Consider the following 15,532-nt stretch of genomic DNA (forward strand, 5'->3'; position numbering starts at 1 on the left):
GCGTCAGGCCTGCGGTGCCGACTTGGCGTCGCAGTCCTCGGCGACGATCACGAAGACCGTGCGCGGCCACGTGTCGGTCTGCTGTGGCAGCGCGACGCACACCTGACCGGCGGAGATCGCCGGCGGTGCCTTGACCTCGGAGTCCTTGCCGCGGATGGCGTAGTTCGCCGTCCGCAGGTCGAGCGCGGCACCGGTGAACCGGGTCGTCGCCAGGTCGGTGTCGCGGGCGCTGTCGGCCTTGTCGGCGACGGCTGCGATCCGCTCGACCACGCGGGTGATCTGCTGCTTGGTCGCCGCCGTGGGTTCGGTGGTCTCCGCCGCGCCGGTCGCGCTGGCCGTGGGGGTCGGGGTCGCGAGCGAGGGGTCCCCGCCCTGCGGCCAGTAGTCGGACGAGCAGCCGGCCAGGGCGAGCGTGCCGACGAGGACCACGGGGACCGCGATGAACGCGCGCGATCCGCGGCGGCCCCGGGTCGGGACCTGGGCACCGGCGGCGGCGGCGCGACGCGAGGCCCGCACGCGCGGCGGTCGGGTGCCGCCGCTGCGACGACGCGGCCCACGACCGCGGCGCTGGTGCAGGAACGCCAGGACCAGCAGCACGATGCCGCCGAGTGCGAAGACGCCACCGGCGACCAGCAGGGCCCGACGGACGGCGTCGCGGTGTCCTTCGGCCAGGTGACCGAGACGCCGCTCGGGGCGGCGGCGGTGCCGTCGCTCACGATGAGGACCGAGACGTCCTGCGGCAGACGGACTGTGAACTGCCCGGAGCCGTCGTACTCCTGGTACCAGAGGTCACTGCCCTTCGGCGACGGGACGGACGCCTCGGAGCCGGTGGTCTTGCCCACCAGCTTCGCGCTCTCGGCGTCGAACCCGAGCGTGGTGCTCGGCGTCTCCGACCCACGCGTCGACGTCGGCCGTCTTGCCGTACGCGGCGAAGACCTTGCCGGAGCCGGACACGTTGATGCGCTGGTAGCCGGGGTTCGCGTTGAGCGTCGACCCGGGGATCACGGTGACCGGAGCGGAGCTGGTGGTCGAGCTGTCCGCGACGAGCGAGGACGGCGGAGCGAACACGGTCCGCTGTCCGACCGCCAACGCGACGAGCAGCAGGCCGATGACGAAACTGACGATCGCCAGGACGAATCGCACGAACACTCTCCCTACCGCGCCGGGGTGGGGATGTCGGCGCGCGAATCAGCGACTCAGGATAGCGAGCATGGCTGAGCAGCGCATCCATCCGGGCTGTCGTCGGACTCAGACGACCCCGTCGGGCCACCACTACAATCGACCGCGGGCCGGATCGGGCCCTCCGCCGAGCACCCAGGAGCGACACGTGGCGAACGACGAGGCAGAGTTCGGGACCGAGCTGCGCGGGTACCGCCGCGACGACGTCGACCGCTCACTGAACGACCTGCGCCGTGAGCTCATCAAGTCGAACACCGACCGTGCCGACGCGCTGCGCAAGGAGATCCGTCTCCTGCAGTCCCGCGTCTCCGAGCTCCAGGGCGAGCTCGACGAGGCCGGCACCCCACCTACAGCGGCCTGGGCACACGACTCGAGTCGACCCTGCGCGTGGCGGAGGAGCAGTCCACCCGCCTCATCAGCCAGGCGGACATCGACGCACAGCGCCTGCGGGCGTCGAGCCGGGCCGAGGCCGACCGCACCGTGCGCGAGGCACAGGAAGAAGCCCGCGACACCCTCGAGGACGCCCGCACCCGCTCCACCAACGAACTCACCCGTGCTCGTGCCGAGGCCGCCGACACCGTCGAGCGTGCCCGTGCCGAAGCCGGCCTGCTGACCCAGGACGCCCGCAACGAGGCCGCGGCCATCCGGGGTGCCGCGGTGACCGAGGCCGCCGAGGTCCGCTCCGTCGCCATCCGTGAGACGAACGCCCTGCGCGCCCAGGTCGAGCACGAGGTCGCCGAGCTGCGCGAGGTCGCCCAGCGGGAGTCGGCCGACTCCGCACCGCCGCGGCCGACCTCGACCGCGAGACCGAGCACCGCCGCTCGGTGTTCGAGGCCGACCACGCCCGCCGGGTCGAGGACCTCGACCACGAGGAGTCCACCCGCCGTCAGGCACTCGAGCGCGAGGTCGCCGAGGGGCGTGCTGCGTGGCACCGGGAGCGCGACGAGCAGCAGCAGGCGCACGCCCTGGCGATCGAGACCGGCCGCGCCGAGCTGCAGGCCGAGGTCGACCGACGCCGCGCCGAGATCGACGGCGAGTTCGCCGACCGCCGCCGTGTCGTGGACGAGGAACTCGCCGCTGCCCGTGCCGAGTGGGACCGGGAGCTCGCCTCGGCGCGCACCGCCCTGGCACAGGAAGCCGAGGCGTTGCGTGCGCAGCTGCGCGTCGACGAGGAACAGACGCGCGTCGAGAACGAGCGGCTCGTGCAGGAGACCGCCGACCGCATCGCACGCGAGCTCGAGGAGCACGACACCCGCATCGAGCGGGAGCGCGCCGAGGCCGATGCCGCCGCCGAACGCGCGGACCGCGAGCACGAGAACACCCTGGCTGCCCGCCGCGAACGCGAGCACGCCGAGGTCGACACCGAGATCGCCGACCGCCGCTCCGCCGAGCTCGACACGCTCGAGTCCGAGCGCACCGCCCTCCGTCAGGAGATCGACACGGCCCGCGCCGACCTGGCCAAGGAACGTGACGAGGCCCGAGCCGAGGTCGCCCGCGAGCGCGACGAGGCCCGCACGACGCTCGAGTCCGAGCTCGCCTCACGACGGGACGACGCCGAGCAGGACTACCTGCAGAAGCACCACGAGACCGTCACCGAGACGCAGAAGTACCTCGACGAGGCGAACCTGCAGCTCGCCGAGGCCACGCGCCGTGCCACCGAGGCCCGTGAGCGCGCCGAACGGCTCCAGCAGGAAGCCGACGACCTCGAGCGCACCAGCACCGCCGACGCGCAGGAGCACGCCCGCACCATCGTCGCGGACGCCCAGGACCGCGTGCACCGCATGGTCTCCGATGCCGAGGAGCGCACGGCTGCGATCACCGCCGAGGCCGAGGACCGGCTGTCGGCGATCCGCACCGAGCGCGAGGCAGTGGCGGGCTACCTGGAGAACCTGCGCGGCGTGCTCACGCACGCGACCGGCCTGCTGGGGACCGCACCCGGCACCGCTCCCGGAGCAGGCGACGACGCAGTGGACGCGACCGAACGCTGACGCGAGCCGACCGGGAGGCGCGGGTCGCGCCTCCCGGTCGGCCCACCGCACCGAGGTGGGCACGCACCGATCGCCGAACCGGCGAGTGCCGTCAGACCGGCCAGTGCGTCGGCAGCGGCGCGCTGCCCGGCACGACGAGGTCGGCGACGGCGTCGAGGACGATCCGGACGTACCGCTCCCCCACCCACAGGTGCTTCGCTCCTCGATCGGGACGACCCGGACGTTCGGGGCGACGGCGAACCGGGCGATCGCTTCGTCGGGCTGCAGGAAGTCGTCGTGCTCGGGCACCAGGGCCACCACCGGGACGTCCACGGCTGCCCAGCGCGCGAGCTCGTCCTCCGTGGTGCGGTGCAGCGGCGGCGAGAGCAGGACCACGCCCGCCACGGTGCCGGCCTCGACGTGTTCCAGCGCGTGCTTGAGGATCACCTCGGTACCGAAGGACCATCCGACCAACCACGGCGTCGGCAGACCACGGTCGACCACCTCGGCGACGGCGGCGCGCAGGTCGAAGCCCTCGGAGACACCCTCACCGAACACACCCTCGACGTGCCGCGTGGTGACGTCACCGACCGGAAGTTGAAGCGCAGGACCGCGATGTCCGCCAGGGCCGGCAGACGCGCGGCGGCCTTCTTGAGCACGTGCGAGTCCATGAAGCCGTGCGCGGTCGGCAGCGGGTGCAGCGTCACGACGGTTCCCCGTGCCGGGCGCGCCTCCGGTTCGGCGAGCTCCCCGACCAGGGTGAGGTGGTCGTCGGTGACGAGCTCGACGTCGGTGCGGCGAGCGGGCAGCTGCGTGGCGGATCGGATCTCGCCGTCGTCGGTCATGCGATGCTCCAGCAGTGGTTGTGCCAGTGTCGGCGTGATGCCAGGTCAGCAGCGTCGCCGAGGACCCCGTCGGAACGCCAGACCACCACGTGTGCGGTACCGGGCAGGACCGTGCCGCCGCACCCGGGGCAGACGTACTCCTTCTGCGCCGACGCCGCGGAGACGGGCTGGACGAGGTACTCTCGCCCGCGACGCACCTCGGTGCGCTTCCACGAGCTCATCAGCCGGTCGAGGCCGGTGTCCTCGTCAGGCTCGACGTCGCGACCACGGGGACGCCGCGGCCGGTTGCTGCGCGGCACCCCAACTGCCGATCAGTACCAGTTGTTCGCCTGGCTGTGGCCCCAGGCGCCGCAGGGCGTGCCGTAGACACCGGCGATGTAGTTGAGACCCCACGTGATCTGCGTTGCGGGGTTCGTCTGCCAGTCGGCACCGGCGGTCGCCATCTTGCTGCCCGGGAGCGCCTGCGGGATGCCGTACGCACCGCTGGGGTTGTAGGCGTTCACCCGCCAGCCGGACTCCTTGTTCCACAGCGAGACGAGGCAGTTGTACTGGTCGGTGCCCCAGCCCTGGGCCGTGACGAGCTGCAGGGCGATGGCCTGTGCGCTGCCCGCGTCGGGCGTCGCGGCCACGGCAGCCAGCGTGTTCGCGGCGGAGACGCTCTCGGTCGCGGCGGCGTCGGTCGTCTCGTCGGTGGTGGCGTCGTCGTCGGCTTCTTCCTCGACGACGGGCTTGACGACCTTCGGGGCCGGCACGGTCACGCCGTAGCCGTCGCGGTCGGCAGCGGCGTCGCCGTAGGTGCCGTGTGCGGTGTACTGCTGCGGGGCCTGGGGCGTCTTCACGAGCACCGGGGTGTCGACGGCGGCCTGCGCGACGTCGGCCTGGAGCGGGTTGAAGAGCGACGCCCCCACGAAGAGGAAGACCCCGACGAACGAGAACGCCGGAACCGAGGAACGCTTTCGTGCGAAGGCGTTGACCGCGGCGGCTGCGCCACGGGTCGGCTGCTGCGCCGTCGCGGTGCGCTGGATCGCCGTGGCGTTCTGCTGCTTCGCGGCGCGCGGGTCGACCCGGGCCGCGGGGGCCTCGTGCGCGAACGCGGCGATGCGTTCGTCGGACACGCGGTTCGCTGCGACGGACTTCGGCGTCGCGACCGGACCGGTTTCCGGCAGGACCTGCGGGTTCGCCTGGAGCACCGAGGTGTCTGCCGTACGGGTTCGGTTCAGTGCCGCGCGGCGCTCACCCGAAGCCTGGAGGCTCAGGTGCTCGCGGAGATCGCGGTCGGAGCTGTGGTCTGCCGTGTGCCTGCCCATGAGTAGGACCAGGGTAACGGAACGATCACGGAAAGCGAAGCACCTGGGTGCAGCGCGTCGTCAGCGGACGGCGAGCATGACCTCGACGACGGCGTCGAGCAGCGCGTCGACCTGGCCCTCGCGGTAGCCCCCGTGCTTCGGGCGGAACACGATCGATCGCACCTCGGTGAGGCTCAGCGGCTTGCCCTCGCGGAAGTAGCCGCCGAGGCGCGCCGCGAACGCGTCGACGTCCTTCGGGTGGTAGCCGGTGCCGAGCACGCTCACCCGACTGAACCGCTGACCGTCCGGGCGCTCGAGGCGGGCCACGACGTCGGAGGCCTTCGTGCGGGCCTCGGCGTACCAGGCCTTCTGTCCGGCGTCGCCGATCTCCCGCTCACGCTCCCGTGCCGCGAAGGCGTCCTCGAGGCGCTCCAGCGCTGCGTCGACGTGCGAGGTGGAGTAGCCGCCCTTGCGCATCGAGAACGCGGTGGCGCGGATCTTCGCAGCCTCGATGCCGGGGGCGCTGTCGTCCGCGGAGTACGCACGACGGGCGTCCTCGAGGAAACGTTCGACTTCGTCGACGTCGTATCCGAGGGCGGAGCGAGCTGCGGTCGGGAAGGTGGTGGCCACGGCGTCATTCTGCCAGTCCCGACCCGTGGCACAACCTGGACGCGCTGAGGGCGGCGCTCAGGGTGGGCCGACGAAGTCGGTCAAGGTCGGTCAGTGGTTGACGATCAGGTACAGCACGTAGGCGACGGCGGCCGACGGCAGGATGCTGTCGATGCGGTCGAGCAATCCGCCGTGCCCCGGCAGGAAGGACGAGATGTCCTTGATGCCGAGGTCGCGCTTGATCATCGACTCGGTGAGGTCGCCCAGGGTCGCCGACCCGGAGATCAGCACGCCGAGCACGACGCCGGTCCACCACGGCAGACCGAGCATGAGCCAGGCCACCAGGATGCCGACGATGATGCTCGCTGCGACCGACCCGGCGAAGCCCTCCCACGTCTTCTTCGGGCTGATCCGCGGCGCCATCGGGTGCTTGCCGAGGTTCAACCCGGTGGCGTAGGCACCGGTGTCGACAGCGACGACGACGAGGATGAAACCGATCACCCAGAGGTTGCCCTGCGACTGCGCGGAGAGCAGGACGACACAGGCGCCAAGCAACGAGATGTACGCCTGCACGAACAAGCCGTTCGTGACGTCGCGGAACACGTCGCCCGCCGACGGCTTCTGCCGCGAGAGCGCGACCTCGACCAGGCGCCAGAGGCTGATCAGGACGATTCCACCGAGCAGCGTGAACAGTGCCGCGACCTGCCCGAGCAGGAACGCCGCCGGCACGATCGCGATCGCGACGGCGACGCTCGGGATCCGCGGGACGTCACGGCCGGCGAAGCGCATGGCGCTCGTCAGCTCGTAGACGCCGACGCCGAGCAGGAACGCCGCCACGACCATGAACGACGGCGGCCAGATGAGGAGCGTGCCGAGCATGACCACGGCGAACGCGAGCGCGATGCCGATCGCCGCCGGCAGGTTGCGCCCGGTCCGCGCCGTCAGGGCCTCGTTGCGCGCACCGAAGTCGGCCTTGCGCTGCCGGAGCTGCGCCTCGAAGTCGGTGCGGGCCGCTCGGGCACGCGCATCGAAGTCCTGGCGGAGCCCTTCTTCACGGGCCCGGTCTGGTCGGGTCCGTGCTCTGCTGTGGGGCGTTCACCGCCCTGGTCCGGGCGGCGCATCAGACCTCGAGGAGTTCGGCTTCCTTCTTCTTCAGCGACTCGTCGATCTGGTCGACGTGCTTCTTCGTCAGGGCCTCGAGGTCCTTGTCGCCGCGCGAGATCTCGTCGTCCGAGATCTCACCCTTGAGTGCGTCGAGGTCGTCCTTGGCCTTGCGGCGGATGTTCCGGATGACGACCTTGTGGTCTTCGCCCTTCGTCCGCACGAGCTTGACGAACTCCTTGCGGCGGTCCTTGGTGAGCTCCGGGATCGTCACGCGGACGATGTCACCGTCGTTCGTCGGGCTGGCGCCGAGGTTCGGGAAGGTCGCGATGGCGCGCTCGATCTCCTTGAGCGCCGTCTTGTCGTACGGCGTCACGATGAGCGTGCGGGCCTCGGGCGTCTGCAGCGACGCGAGCTGCGCGAGCGGCGTCGGCGTGCCGTAGTACTCGACCGGGATCTTCTGGAAGAGCGCCGCGTTGATGCGGCCGGTGCGGACGGTCGAGAAGTCGTCCTTGGCGACCTCGACAGCCTTCGCCATCTTCTCGGTGGCTTCGGTCAGGACATCACTGATCACGGTGTTACTCCTTCGGTACTGGCGTCGAGTCTAGTCAGCGGTGCGGGTCAGTTGCTGACCACCGTGCCGATGCGCTCCCCACGGATGGCGGCCTGGACGTTGCCCTCGCCCTCCATCCCGAAGACGTGCATCGGCATGCCGTTGTCCATGCAGAGCGAGAACGCGGTGGCGTCGACGACCTTCAGGCCCTTCAGGAGCGCGTCCTGGTAGGTCACGTGGTGCAGCTTCTCGGCCGTGGCGTCCTTCTTCGGGTCCGCCGTGTACACGCCGTCGACACCGTTCTTGGCGACGAGGACCTCGTCGGCCTTGATCTCGAGTGCTCGCTGCGCGGCCACCGTGTCGGTCGAGAAGTACGGCAGGCCGGCGCCGGCACCGAAGATGACGACGCGGCCCTTCTCGAGGTGGCGCTCGGCGCGCCGCGGGATGTACGGCTCGGCGACCTGGGTCATCGCGATGGCCGACTGCACGCGCGTGGCGGCCCCGGCCTGCTCGAGGAAGTCCTGCAGCGCGAGCGCGTTCATCACGGTGCCGAGCATGCCCATGTAGTCGGCACGGCCGCGGTCCATCCCGCGCTGCGAGAGCTCGGCGCCGCGGAAGAAGTTGCCCTCGCCGACGACGATCGCGATCTCAACCTCGCGCGCGGCGACGGCGATCTCCTTGGCGATGGCCCCGATCACGTCAGGGTTCACGCCGAGCGATCCGGCCCCGAAGGCCTCCCCCGACAGCTTCAGCAGTACGCGGCGTCGTCCGGTCTTCTCGTCGGTCATCTGATCGCACCCTTCGTCGTGGTCTCGTGGAAATGTACTCGCGGATGTGTCGCGTGTGTGTCGCGCCCGGAGGCACGAAAAACGGGGCCAGGAACCTGGTTGGTTCCTGACCCCGTCACGGGTTCGTTACGCGCCGACCTTGACGCGGGCGAAGCCCTGGATCGTGATGCCAGCGTTCTCGGCGGCCTTCGCGACGGAGATCTTGTTGTCCTTCGCGTAGTCCTGGTCGAGGAGCGACACCTGCTTGATGTAGGCGTTCACCCGACCCTCGACGATCTTCGGGAGCGCAGCCTCGGGCTTGCCCTCCTCGCGCGTGATCGCCTCGACGGTCGCACGCTCCTTGGCGATCTCGTCGGCGGGCACCTCGTCGCGGGTCAGGTACGTCGGGTTCGCGAACGCGACGTGCTGGGCGATCGAGCGGGCCTCGGCAGCGTTGTCACCCTCGTACGCGATGACGACGGCGATCTGCGGCGGCAGGTCCTGGCTGGTCTTGTGCAGGTAGATCTCGAAGGCCGAGCCCTCGACACGGCGGACCGTGCGGACCTCGAGCTTCTCGCCCAGTGCGGCGGCCGACTCGTTGACGACCTCGAGGACGGTCTTACCGTCGACGGGGGCGGCGTTCGCGGCGGCGACGTCAGCTGCACCAGCGGCCGCGACGGCCCCGAGCACCTTGTCGGCCAGCGTCGTGAACTTCTCGTTCTTCGCGACGAAGTCGGTCTCGCTCGCGAGCTCGACGACCGTGGCGGCGCCGTTCTCGGAGCTCGCGACGACGACGCCCTCGGAGGTGGCACGGTCGTCGCGCTTGGCGACGGCCTTCGCACCCTTGATGCGGAGCAGCTCGACGGCCTTGTCGTAGTCGCCGTCGGCCTCGACGAGCGCGTTCTTCGCGTCCATCATGCCGGCGCCGAGGTCCTCGCGGAGCTTCTTCACGTCAGCAGCGGTGAAGTTTGCCATTGACTGTCCTTTCTGGACGGTACGTGTGTGGAGAGTGGTGAAGCAGGCGCCGGACCCGACCGGGTCCGGCGCCTGCGACAGGTCACTCGGCGGGGGTGGTCTCCGCGGCTGCCTCGGCCTCAGCCGTCGGCTCCGCGTTCTTCGCGTCGTCGGCGATCGGCTCGCCGATCTCCTTCGCGGCGACCTGCGCGTCAGCGTTGTTCTCCTCGACGGTCGCACCCTCGGGAGCGGCGTCGGCGGACGGCGTCGCGGCGTCGCCACCGAGGAGCTCCTGCTCCCACTCGGCGAGGGGCTCTGCGGCCTCTTCGTCGTCGCCACCGTTGTGGCGGGTCTTCAGGCCCTCGGCCGCGGCGTCGGCGACGATGCGGGTGAGGAGACCGACGGAGCGGATCGCGTCGTCGTTGCCCGGGATCGGGTACGTGATCTCGTCGGGGTCGCAGTTGGTGTCGAGGATGCCGATGATCGGGATACCGAGCTTCTGCGCCTCGTCGACGGCGAGGTGCTCCTTCTTGGTGTCGACGATCCAGAGCGCGCTCGGGGTCCGCGTGAGGTTGCGGATACCACCGAGGGTCTTGTGGAGCTTGTCCAGCTCGCGCTTCTTGATGAGGAGCTCCTTCTTGGTGAAGCCCTTCGTCGTGTCGTCGAAGTCGATCTCCTCGAGCTCCTTCATGCGCGCGAGGCGCTTGGAGACCGTCTGGAAGTTCGTGAGCAGACCGCCGAGCCAACGCTGGTTGACGTACGGCTGGCCGACGCGGGTCGCCTGCTCGGCGATGGAGCCCTGTGCCTGCTTCTTGGTGCCCACGAAGAGGATCGTGCCACCGTGCGCGACCGTCTCCTTGACGAAGTCGTACGCGCGGTCGATGAAGGCCAGCGACTGCTGCAGGTCGATGATGTGGATGCCCGAGCGCTCGGCGAGGATGAAGCGCTTCACCTTCGGGTTCCACCGACGGGTCTGGTGTCCGAAGTGGACGCCGCTGTCGAGCAGCTGGCGGATGGTGACGACGGCCATGTGCCGTCCTCCTTCTGTGTTCTCGGAGCACAGCTGTGCTGTGCCCTGTTGCGGTTGTGTCGAGCACGACCGGAGGTCGTGATCCCTGGTGTCCTGGCACGCGACCGCCCGCTCGTGAGAGCGGGACCGGTGGTCGGGTGCCGGGTCGGAGACGGCGAACCGTTGACGACCCTGTGGACACGCGAAGTCAGCGCGCATCAGCGCACTGCTGGAGAAATGCTAGCAGACAGGAGGCCCGGATCACGCGCGCCGACCGGCTGACGTGATCCGGGCCTCCTGTCCGGTGTTCTGGGTGTGTCAGGCGCGTCTGATCACGCCTTCGCGTTCACCGTGTCGCCCTCGGCGGAGATGCCCATCTCCTCGAGCGAGCGGCCCTTGGTCTCGGGGATCTTCGCGATGACGAAGAAGAACGAGATGAGCGCGAACAGCGCGTAGATGCCGTACGTGACCGTCAGGTTGAAGCCGGACAGCACCGGGAAGGTGATCGTGACGATGAAGTTCGCGACCCAGTTGGCGGCCGAGCCGATGCCGAGCGCCGTGGCGCGGATGCGGTTCGGGAACATCTCGCCGAGCAGCACCCACATGAGCGGACCCCACGTCGCGCCGAACGACACGACGAACAGGTTCGCGAAGATGAGGGCGATGACGCCCCACGAGCCGGGCAGGCTCGGGTTGCCGTCCACGATCGTCGACTGCGAGAACGCGATCGCGACCATCGCCAGCGACACGAACATGCCGGCGGAACCGGTGACGAGCAGCGGCTTCCGACCGACCTTGTCGACCAGGAAGATCGCGATGAAGGTCACGGCGACGTTGACCACCGACGTGATCGTCGAGATGAGGAACGAGTCGCTCTCCTTGAACCCGACCGCCTGCCACAGCGTCGTCGAGTAGTAGAAGATCACGTTGATGCCGACGAACTGCTGCAGCACGGCCAGGATGATGCCGACCCAGACGATGGGCTGCAGGCCGAAGCGGTTGCCCTGGATGGAGCCCTTCTTCTCGTTGGCTTCCTTCTTGATGCCGTCCTGGATCTCCTCCAGGCTCGTGTTCACCGTGTCGCGCGGGACGATCTTCGTCATGACCGCGCGGGCGTCCTCCGTCCGCCCCTTGGCGAGCAGGTACCGCGGCGACTCCGGCAGCGTGATCGCCAGGATGCCGTAGACCACCGACGGGATCACGCCGACCAGGAACATCCAGCGCCAGGCCGGCAGGCCGAGGACGACCTCGGAGGCGCCACCGGCGGTGACCGCGAAGAACTGGTCGGACAGCAGCGCGGCGAAGATACCGAGCGTGATGGCGAGCTGCTGGAACGAGGCCAGGCGCCCGCGGATCGCCTTCGGCGAGACCTCGGAGATGTACGCCGGCGCGATCACCGACGCCGTACCGATGCCGAGCCCGCCGACGAGACGCCACAGGACGAAGTCCCACGTGGCGAACGCGAAGCCGGAGCCGATCGAGCTCACCAGGAACAGCACTGCGGCCCAGAACATCACCCGGGTGCGGCCCCAGCGGTCAGCGAGTCGACCGGCGAAGTAGGCGCCGAACGCACAGCCGATGAGGGCAGACGCGACGGCGAAGCCGCTCGCCGCCTCGGACAGGCCGAACTCGCCCTTGATGGCCTCGACGGCGCCGTTGATGACCGACGAGTCGAAACCGAAGAGGAAACCGCCCACCGCTGCTGCGATGGCGAACGCGGTGACCTTCCCCTTGAACGCACGGTCCTCGCCGTGCCCGGTGGCTGTGTTGGACACGATGCTCCTGGGTTCTGCCGGCCGTGCTGCTGTGGGCACGGTGCCCCGGCGGTCGGCTCGTTCGCCGTCCGTGCGGCGTTGCGTGGTCCGGAGCGGCCCCGACTGTACTCCTCGTGGCGGATGTGGTCATAACCGGGCGCGGGTGTCGGGGCCGGGCGGGGTTCGGGTTGGGGCGTGGGGTCGGGGTGTTCGGGTCGGGGCGTGGGCCTGCGCACGACCGTTCCGACAGTCCACGCGGTGATCACCTCGTGCTTCGTCGCAAGACGCGTCCGCATGCGTGTTCGCTGCGGTCCCGTCGTCCCTCCACAGGCCGGGAGGCCCGCCCCACCCTCCACGGACCGCCTCACCTGGGTCGTGTGGCCGGTCCGGGGCGGACAGAGTGGCGGCATGGTCCTGTTCCCCGGCTCCGGCACTCGGCTCCCCCCGGTCGTCGCGATGGTGGTGGTGATCGGGACGTTCGGGGTGTTCGGGGCGCCCGGGGCGTTCGGGGCGCCCGGGGCGTTCGGGGCGCACGGGGTGTTCGGGGTGGCCACCGCGTGGTTGGCCGCACCTGGGCCCGCGCCGGAGGACGTGCACGACCAGCGAGACCGCACGGCGGCGACTCGTGCTGCCGACCCGTGGATCTGGCCGACCGGAACGCGGGTGGTCGAGCGCGGGTGGGAGCCACCGTCCGACGACTACGCCGCCGGTCACCGCGGGCTCGACGTCCCGGCACCGCTCGGCACGACTGCGGCGGCGGTCGACGACGGCACCGTGGCGTTCGCCGGACCCGTCGGCGGCAGGAGCGTCGTGACCATCGACCACGGCGGCGGGCTCGTCAGCACCCTCGACTCAGTGCAGCCACTCGTCGCTGCCGGGGACGACGTCCGACAGGGTGATCCGGTTGGCCGGGTGTCCGTGGGGCACTGCCCGGCCTCGGCCGCGTGTCTGCACCTCGGCGCGCGGATCGACGGCCGCTACGTGGACCCGACGCCGTACCTTCCGGCGGCCGAGTGGCCCGTGCTGTTGCCGGAGTCCGCCTGGCCGGGGTGAGCGTCGGCGACGAGCGGTGGGCGACGTGCGACGTGCGACGTGCGGCGTCAGTCGGCCCGCTGGCTGACCGGGTGCGTGGGCGTGCGTCAGGCGCGTCAGGCGCGTCGAGCCGGTCGCACGGTCGCACGGTCGCACGGTCGCACGGTCGCACGGTCGCACGGTCGCACGGTCGCACGGTCGCACGGTCGCATCGTTCCAACGTTCCGGCGCCTCGCAGTCGCACGAGTGCGCGGCGCCGGTCCGGCGGTCGCTCGGCGCAGGTCGGGCGTTCGATCGGCGCCGGTCGGGCGGTCGATCGGCGCAGGTCGGGCGGTCGATCGGCGCCGGTCCGGCGATCACGCGGGGGCGGCGCCGGTCCGGCGATCGCACCGTCAAGCGCGCGGGTGAGCCGTCCGGTAGACCTCGCGCAGCCGTGCCGAGGACACGTGCGTGTAGATCTGCGTCGTCCCGAGGCTCGCGTGCCCGAGCATCTCCTGCACCGCCCGCAGGTCAGCTCCCCCGTCGAGCAGGTGCGTCGCCGCGGTGTGCCGGAAGGTGTGCGGTCCGCTCGGCCCTTCGCCGGGAAGGTCCCCGAGCAGCCGAGCCACCACGCGGTACGCACTGCGCACCCCGAGCCGGCCACCCTGGTCGCCGAGGAACAGTGCCGTGCTCGGTGCATCGGCCCGCGCCGCGAGGGTCGGACGCCCCCGCGACGTCCACGCCTCGAGTGCATCACGGGCCGGGACGCCGAACGGCACGACCCGCTCCTTCCCGCCCTTCCCGAGCACGCGGACCGTGAGCCGCCCGCGATCGACGTCGGCGACGTCGATGCCGACGAGCTCGCTCACCCGGATGGCCGCGGCGTACAGCAGCTCCACGAGCGCCAGGTCACGCAGCGCCCCGGGGTCGTCGGTCGCCGCACGGGCCGCGAGGCCGTCGAGCATGCCACGGACCTGGTCGGCCGACACCACCCGCGGCAGGTGCGCGCCGCCCTTCGGCGCACGGAGCCGCACACCGGCGTCCGTCGCGGTCACCCCGGTCTCGCTCGCCCACCGGGTGAAAGCCCGCACCGACGACGACCGGCGGGCGATCGTCGACCGTGCGAGCCCCCGCTGGTCGGCTTCCCACAACCAGTCACGGAGGAGTTCGAGGTCGACCCCGTCGATGCCGACGACGCCGCGTCGCGCGGCGAACCCGACGAACTGGTCGAGGTCGTTCGCGTACGCGCGGAGCGTCTGCTCGCTGAGCCCCCTGGCGTGTCGAGCGTGCCCGAGGAACGAGTCGACCGCTGCCACGAGTCGCTCTTCCTGCTGCTCTGTTCGGTCCGCCACGTCGTCAGCGTACGGCTGGCCGACGTCATGCGCGGCCCCACCCGCCGCTGCTGTGCGCCACGAGCCCCTGCAACTGCGCGAGCGCAAGGGCGTCCGCCACCGCCGCTCCGGACAGCCCGGACCGTCGAGCGATCTCGGCCTCCGGCAGGGCACGACGGCCGAGCGCGTCGAGGACCCGGACGACCTCGGGATCGCGCTGGACCGACACGAGGGGTTCGTCCGCCGCCGCGGTCGAACCGGATGCGGCCTCGGGACGCATCGCGGCGACCAGGTCCCCCGGGTGCACGACGAGCTGCGCGCGGCCCTGCGCCACGAGCCGGTGGCACCCGACCGACGCCGAGGACGCGAACGCTCCCGGGACGGCCAACACCGGGCGACCGAGCTGCCCGGCGTGGTGCGCGGTGTTGAGCGCACCGGACCGCGCACCGGCCTCGACGACGACCGCAGCATCGGCGAGGGCGGCGATCAACCGGTTCCGGGCCGGGAAGCGCCACCGGGTCGGGCGGGTCCCCGGCGCCGACTCCGCCACCAGGGCGCCCTGCCGAGCAACGTTGTGGAGCAGCTGGACGTTGCCGGCAGGGTAGAGCTGGTCGATCCCCCGGCCAGGACCGCGATCGTCGGGGCCCCTGCGGCGATCGCCACCCGGTGTGCGACCGCGTCGATCCCGTAGGCGCCGCCGCTGACGATCGTGCAGCCGGCGTCCGCCGCGGCCGAGGTGATCTCGGCGGCTGCTTCAGCCCCGGCGATGGTGTTCGCCCGCGACCCGACCACGGCCAGGGCGGGTGCCCCGTCACCGACACCCGACGTGGCGCTGCGCGTCCAGAGCACGAGCGGTGCGTGGGGGCCGAGGTCGTCGATCGCCGTCGGCCATCCGGCTGAACCGGGCACGAGCAGTCGTGCCCCGACGGCTTCCGCCGAGGCGACGACGTCGGCCACGTCGGACCGGACCAAGCGCGGTCGCCACCGGTCGATGGCCGTGTGCAGGACACCGGCGAACGCATCGGGGTCCTCCGCACCGGGCACGCCGGCCTCCACACACCCGTCGAGCAGTTCGTCGAACGCACCGTCGGCTGCCAGCAGGACCGAGCCGAGGGCGCGCTCCGACCCGAGGGCTGCCATGAGCTCACCGGCGACGGAGTCCCCCG

The 15,532-nt window shown here is 71.1% G+C and carries 16 protein-coding genes and 2 pseudogenes; 3 read left to right on the forward strand and 15 right to left on the reverse strand.

Translation table 11 applies throughout. From position 1 onward, the window contains the following. Positions 1–3: 3 nt before the first annotated feature. Both ACZZ0J_RS04550 and ACZZ0J_RS04555 read right to left on the reverse strand, forming a co-directional pair. On the reverse strand, positions 4–597 hold the full coding sequence (locus ACZZ0J_RS04550; RefSeq protein ID WP_463435102.1) for a hypothetical protein: 594 nt from the start codon (positions 595–597) through the stop codon (positions 4–6). 192 nt (positions 598–789) lie between these two features. Further along, complete coding sequence (locus tag ACZZ0J_RS04555; protein ID WP_463435104.1) at positions 790–1,143, reverse strand: hypothetical protein; 354 nt, start codon at positions 1,141–1,143, stop codon at positions 790–792. Positions 1,144–1,327: 184 nt separating this feature from the next. Here ACZZ0J_RS04555 and ACZZ0J_RS04560 point away from each other — a divergent pair, with 184 nt between their 5' ends. Beyond that, positions 1,328–1,792, forward strand: a complete 465-nt coding sequence (locus ACZZ0J_RS04560; RefSeq protein WP_463435106.1) for a DivIVA domain-containing protein — start codon at positions 1,328–1,330, stop codon at positions 1,790–1,792. A gap of 211 nt (positions 1,793–2,003) precedes the next feature. Beyond that, positions 2,004–3,167: a coiled-coil domain-containing protein gene (locus tag ACZZ0J_RS04565; protein WP_463435108.1), complete on the forward strand. Its 1,164-nt coding sequence runs from the start codon at positions 2,004–2,006 to the stop codon at positions 3,165–3,167. 91 nt (positions 3,168–3,258) lie between these two features. Here the strand turns inward: ACZZ0J_RS04565 and ACZZ0J_RS04570 are convergent. From ACZZ0J_RS04570 to ACZZ0J_RS04615, 10 genes and pseudogenes are all read right to left on the reverse strand, one after another. After that, positions 3,259–3,991 (reverse strand): annotated as a pseudogene (locus ACZZ0J_RS04570) (alpha/beta hydrolase). Beyond that, a complete protein-coding gene (locus tag ACZZ0J_RS04575; RefSeq protein WP_235035894.1) occupies positions 3,988–4,290 on the reverse strand; it encodes a hypothetical protein in 303 nt (100 codons plus the stop codon). Before ACZZ0J_RS04575 ends, ACZZ0J_RS04570 begins: the two are co-directional and overlap by 4 nt. 12 nt (positions 4,291–4,302) lie before the next feature. Beyond that, on the reverse strand, positions 4,303–5,298 hold the full coding sequence (locus ACZZ0J_RS04580; protein WP_463435110.1) for an aggregation-promoting factor C-terminal-like domain-containing protein: 996 nt from the start codon (positions 5,296–5,298) through the stop codon (positions 4,303–4,305). Between the two features lie 60 nt (positions 5,299–5,358). Beyond that, positions 5,359–5,907 (reverse strand): DivIVA domain-containing protein, encoded by a 549-nt coding sequence (locus ACZZ0J_RS04585; protein WP_123339824.1) that lies wholly within the window; start codon positions 5,905–5,907, stop codon positions 5,359–5,361. 90 nt (positions 5,908–5,997) lie between these two features. Beyond that, complete coding sequence (locus tag ACZZ0J_RS04590; protein WP_461964453.1) at positions 5,998–6,831, reverse strand: phosphatidate cytidylyltransferase; 834 nt, start codon at positions 6,829–6,831, stop codon at positions 5,998–6,000. 175 nt (positions 6,832–7,006) lie between these two features. Beyond that, complete coding sequence (gene frr, locus ACZZ0J_RS04595) at positions 7,007–7,561, reverse strand: ribosome recycling factor (protein ID WP_111086089.1); 555 nt, start codon at positions 7,559–7,561, stop codon at positions 7,007–7,009. 47 nt (positions 7,562–7,608) lie between these two features. Further along, positions 7,609–8,328 (reverse strand): UMP kinase, encoded by a 720-nt coding sequence (gene pyrH / locus ACZZ0J_RS04600; protein WP_463435112.1) that lies wholly within the window; start codon positions 8,326–8,328, stop codon positions 7,609–7,611. A 126-nt stretch (positions 8,329–8,454) separates the two neighbouring features. Beyond that, positions 8,455–9,282: a translation elongation factor Ts gene (tsf, locus tag ACZZ0J_RS04605; RefSeq protein ID WP_111086087.1), complete on the reverse strand. Its 828-nt coding sequence runs from the start codon at positions 9,280–9,282 to the stop codon at positions 8,455–8,457. A gap of 82 nt (positions 9,283–9,364) precedes the next feature. Next, on the reverse strand, positions 9,365–10,291 hold the full coding sequence (rpsB, locus tag ACZZ0J_RS04610) for a 30S ribosomal protein S2 (protein WP_111086086.1): 927 nt from the start codon (positions 10,289–10,291) through the stop codon (positions 9,365–9,367). 311 nt (positions 10,292–10,602) lie between these two features. Continuing rightward, a complete protein-coding gene (locus ACZZ0J_RS04615; protein WP_463435114.1) occupies positions 10,603–12,045 on the reverse strand; it encodes a sugar porter family MFS transporter in 1,443 nt (480 codons plus the stop codon). Between the two features lie 387 nt (positions 12,046–12,432). Between ACZZ0J_RS04615 and ACZZ0J_RS04620 the strand changes: the two genes are divergently transcribed. Continuing rightward, complete coding sequence (locus ACZZ0J_RS04620; protein WP_463435116.1) at positions 12,433–13,077, forward strand: murein hydrolase activator EnvC family protein; 645 nt, start codon at positions 12,433–12,435, stop codon at positions 13,075–13,077. 371 nt (positions 13,078–13,448) lie between these two features. Here ACZZ0J_RS04620 and ACZZ0J_RS04625 read toward each other — a convergent pair whose 3' ends face one another. From ACZZ0J_RS04625 to ACZZ0J_RS04635, 3 genes and pseudogenes are all read right to left on the reverse strand, one after another. After that, complete coding sequence (locus ACZZ0J_RS04625; protein ID WP_463435118.1) at positions 13,449–14,387, reverse strand: tyrosine recombinase XerC; 939 nt, start codon at positions 14,385–14,387, stop codon at positions 13,449–13,451. A 25-nt stretch (positions 14,388–14,412) separates the two neighbouring features. Continuing rightward, positions 14,413–14,646, reverse strand: a complete 234-nt coding sequence (locus ACZZ0J_RS04630) for a DprA-like winged helix domain-containing protein (RefSeq protein ID WP_463438138.1) — start codon at positions 14,644–14,646, stop codon at positions 14,413–14,415. An 87-nt stretch (positions 14,647–14,733) separates the two neighbouring features. Further along, positions 14,734–15,506, reverse strand: a pseudogene (locus tag ACZZ0J_RS04635) (DNA-processing protein DprA); the annotation flags it as partial. Positions 15,507–15,532: the final 26 nt, after the last annotated feature.

The organism is Curtobacterium sp. AC272 (genome assembly GCF_979258155.1).

Bases quoted from the DNA above. Each gene is read 5' to 3' on its own strand.
- ACZZ0J_RS04630 (WP_463438138.1), bottom strand. From the start codon at position 14,646: ATGCGTCCCGAGGCCGCATCCGGTTCGACCGCGGCGGCGGACGAACCC.
- rpsB (WP_111086086.1), bottom strand. From the start codon at position 10,291: ATGGCCGTCGTCACCATCCGCCAGCTGCTCGACAGCGGCGTCCACTTC.
- ACZZ0J_RS04580 (WP_463435110.1), bottom strand. From the start codon at position 5,298: ATGGGCAGGCACACGGCAGACCACAGCTCCGACCGCGATCTCCGCGAG.
- ACZZ0J_RS04620 (WP_463435116.1), top strand. From the start codon at position 12,433: ATGGTCCTGTTCCCCGGCTCCGGCACTCGGCTCCCCCCGGTCGTCGCG.
- pyrH (WP_463435112.1), bottom strand. From the start codon at position 8,328: ATGACCGACGAGAAGACCGGACGACGCCGCGTACTGCTGAAGCTGTCG.
- tsf (WP_111086087.1), bottom strand. From the start codon at position 9,282: ATGGCAAACTTCACCGCTGCTGACGTGAAGAAGCTCCGCGAGGACCTC.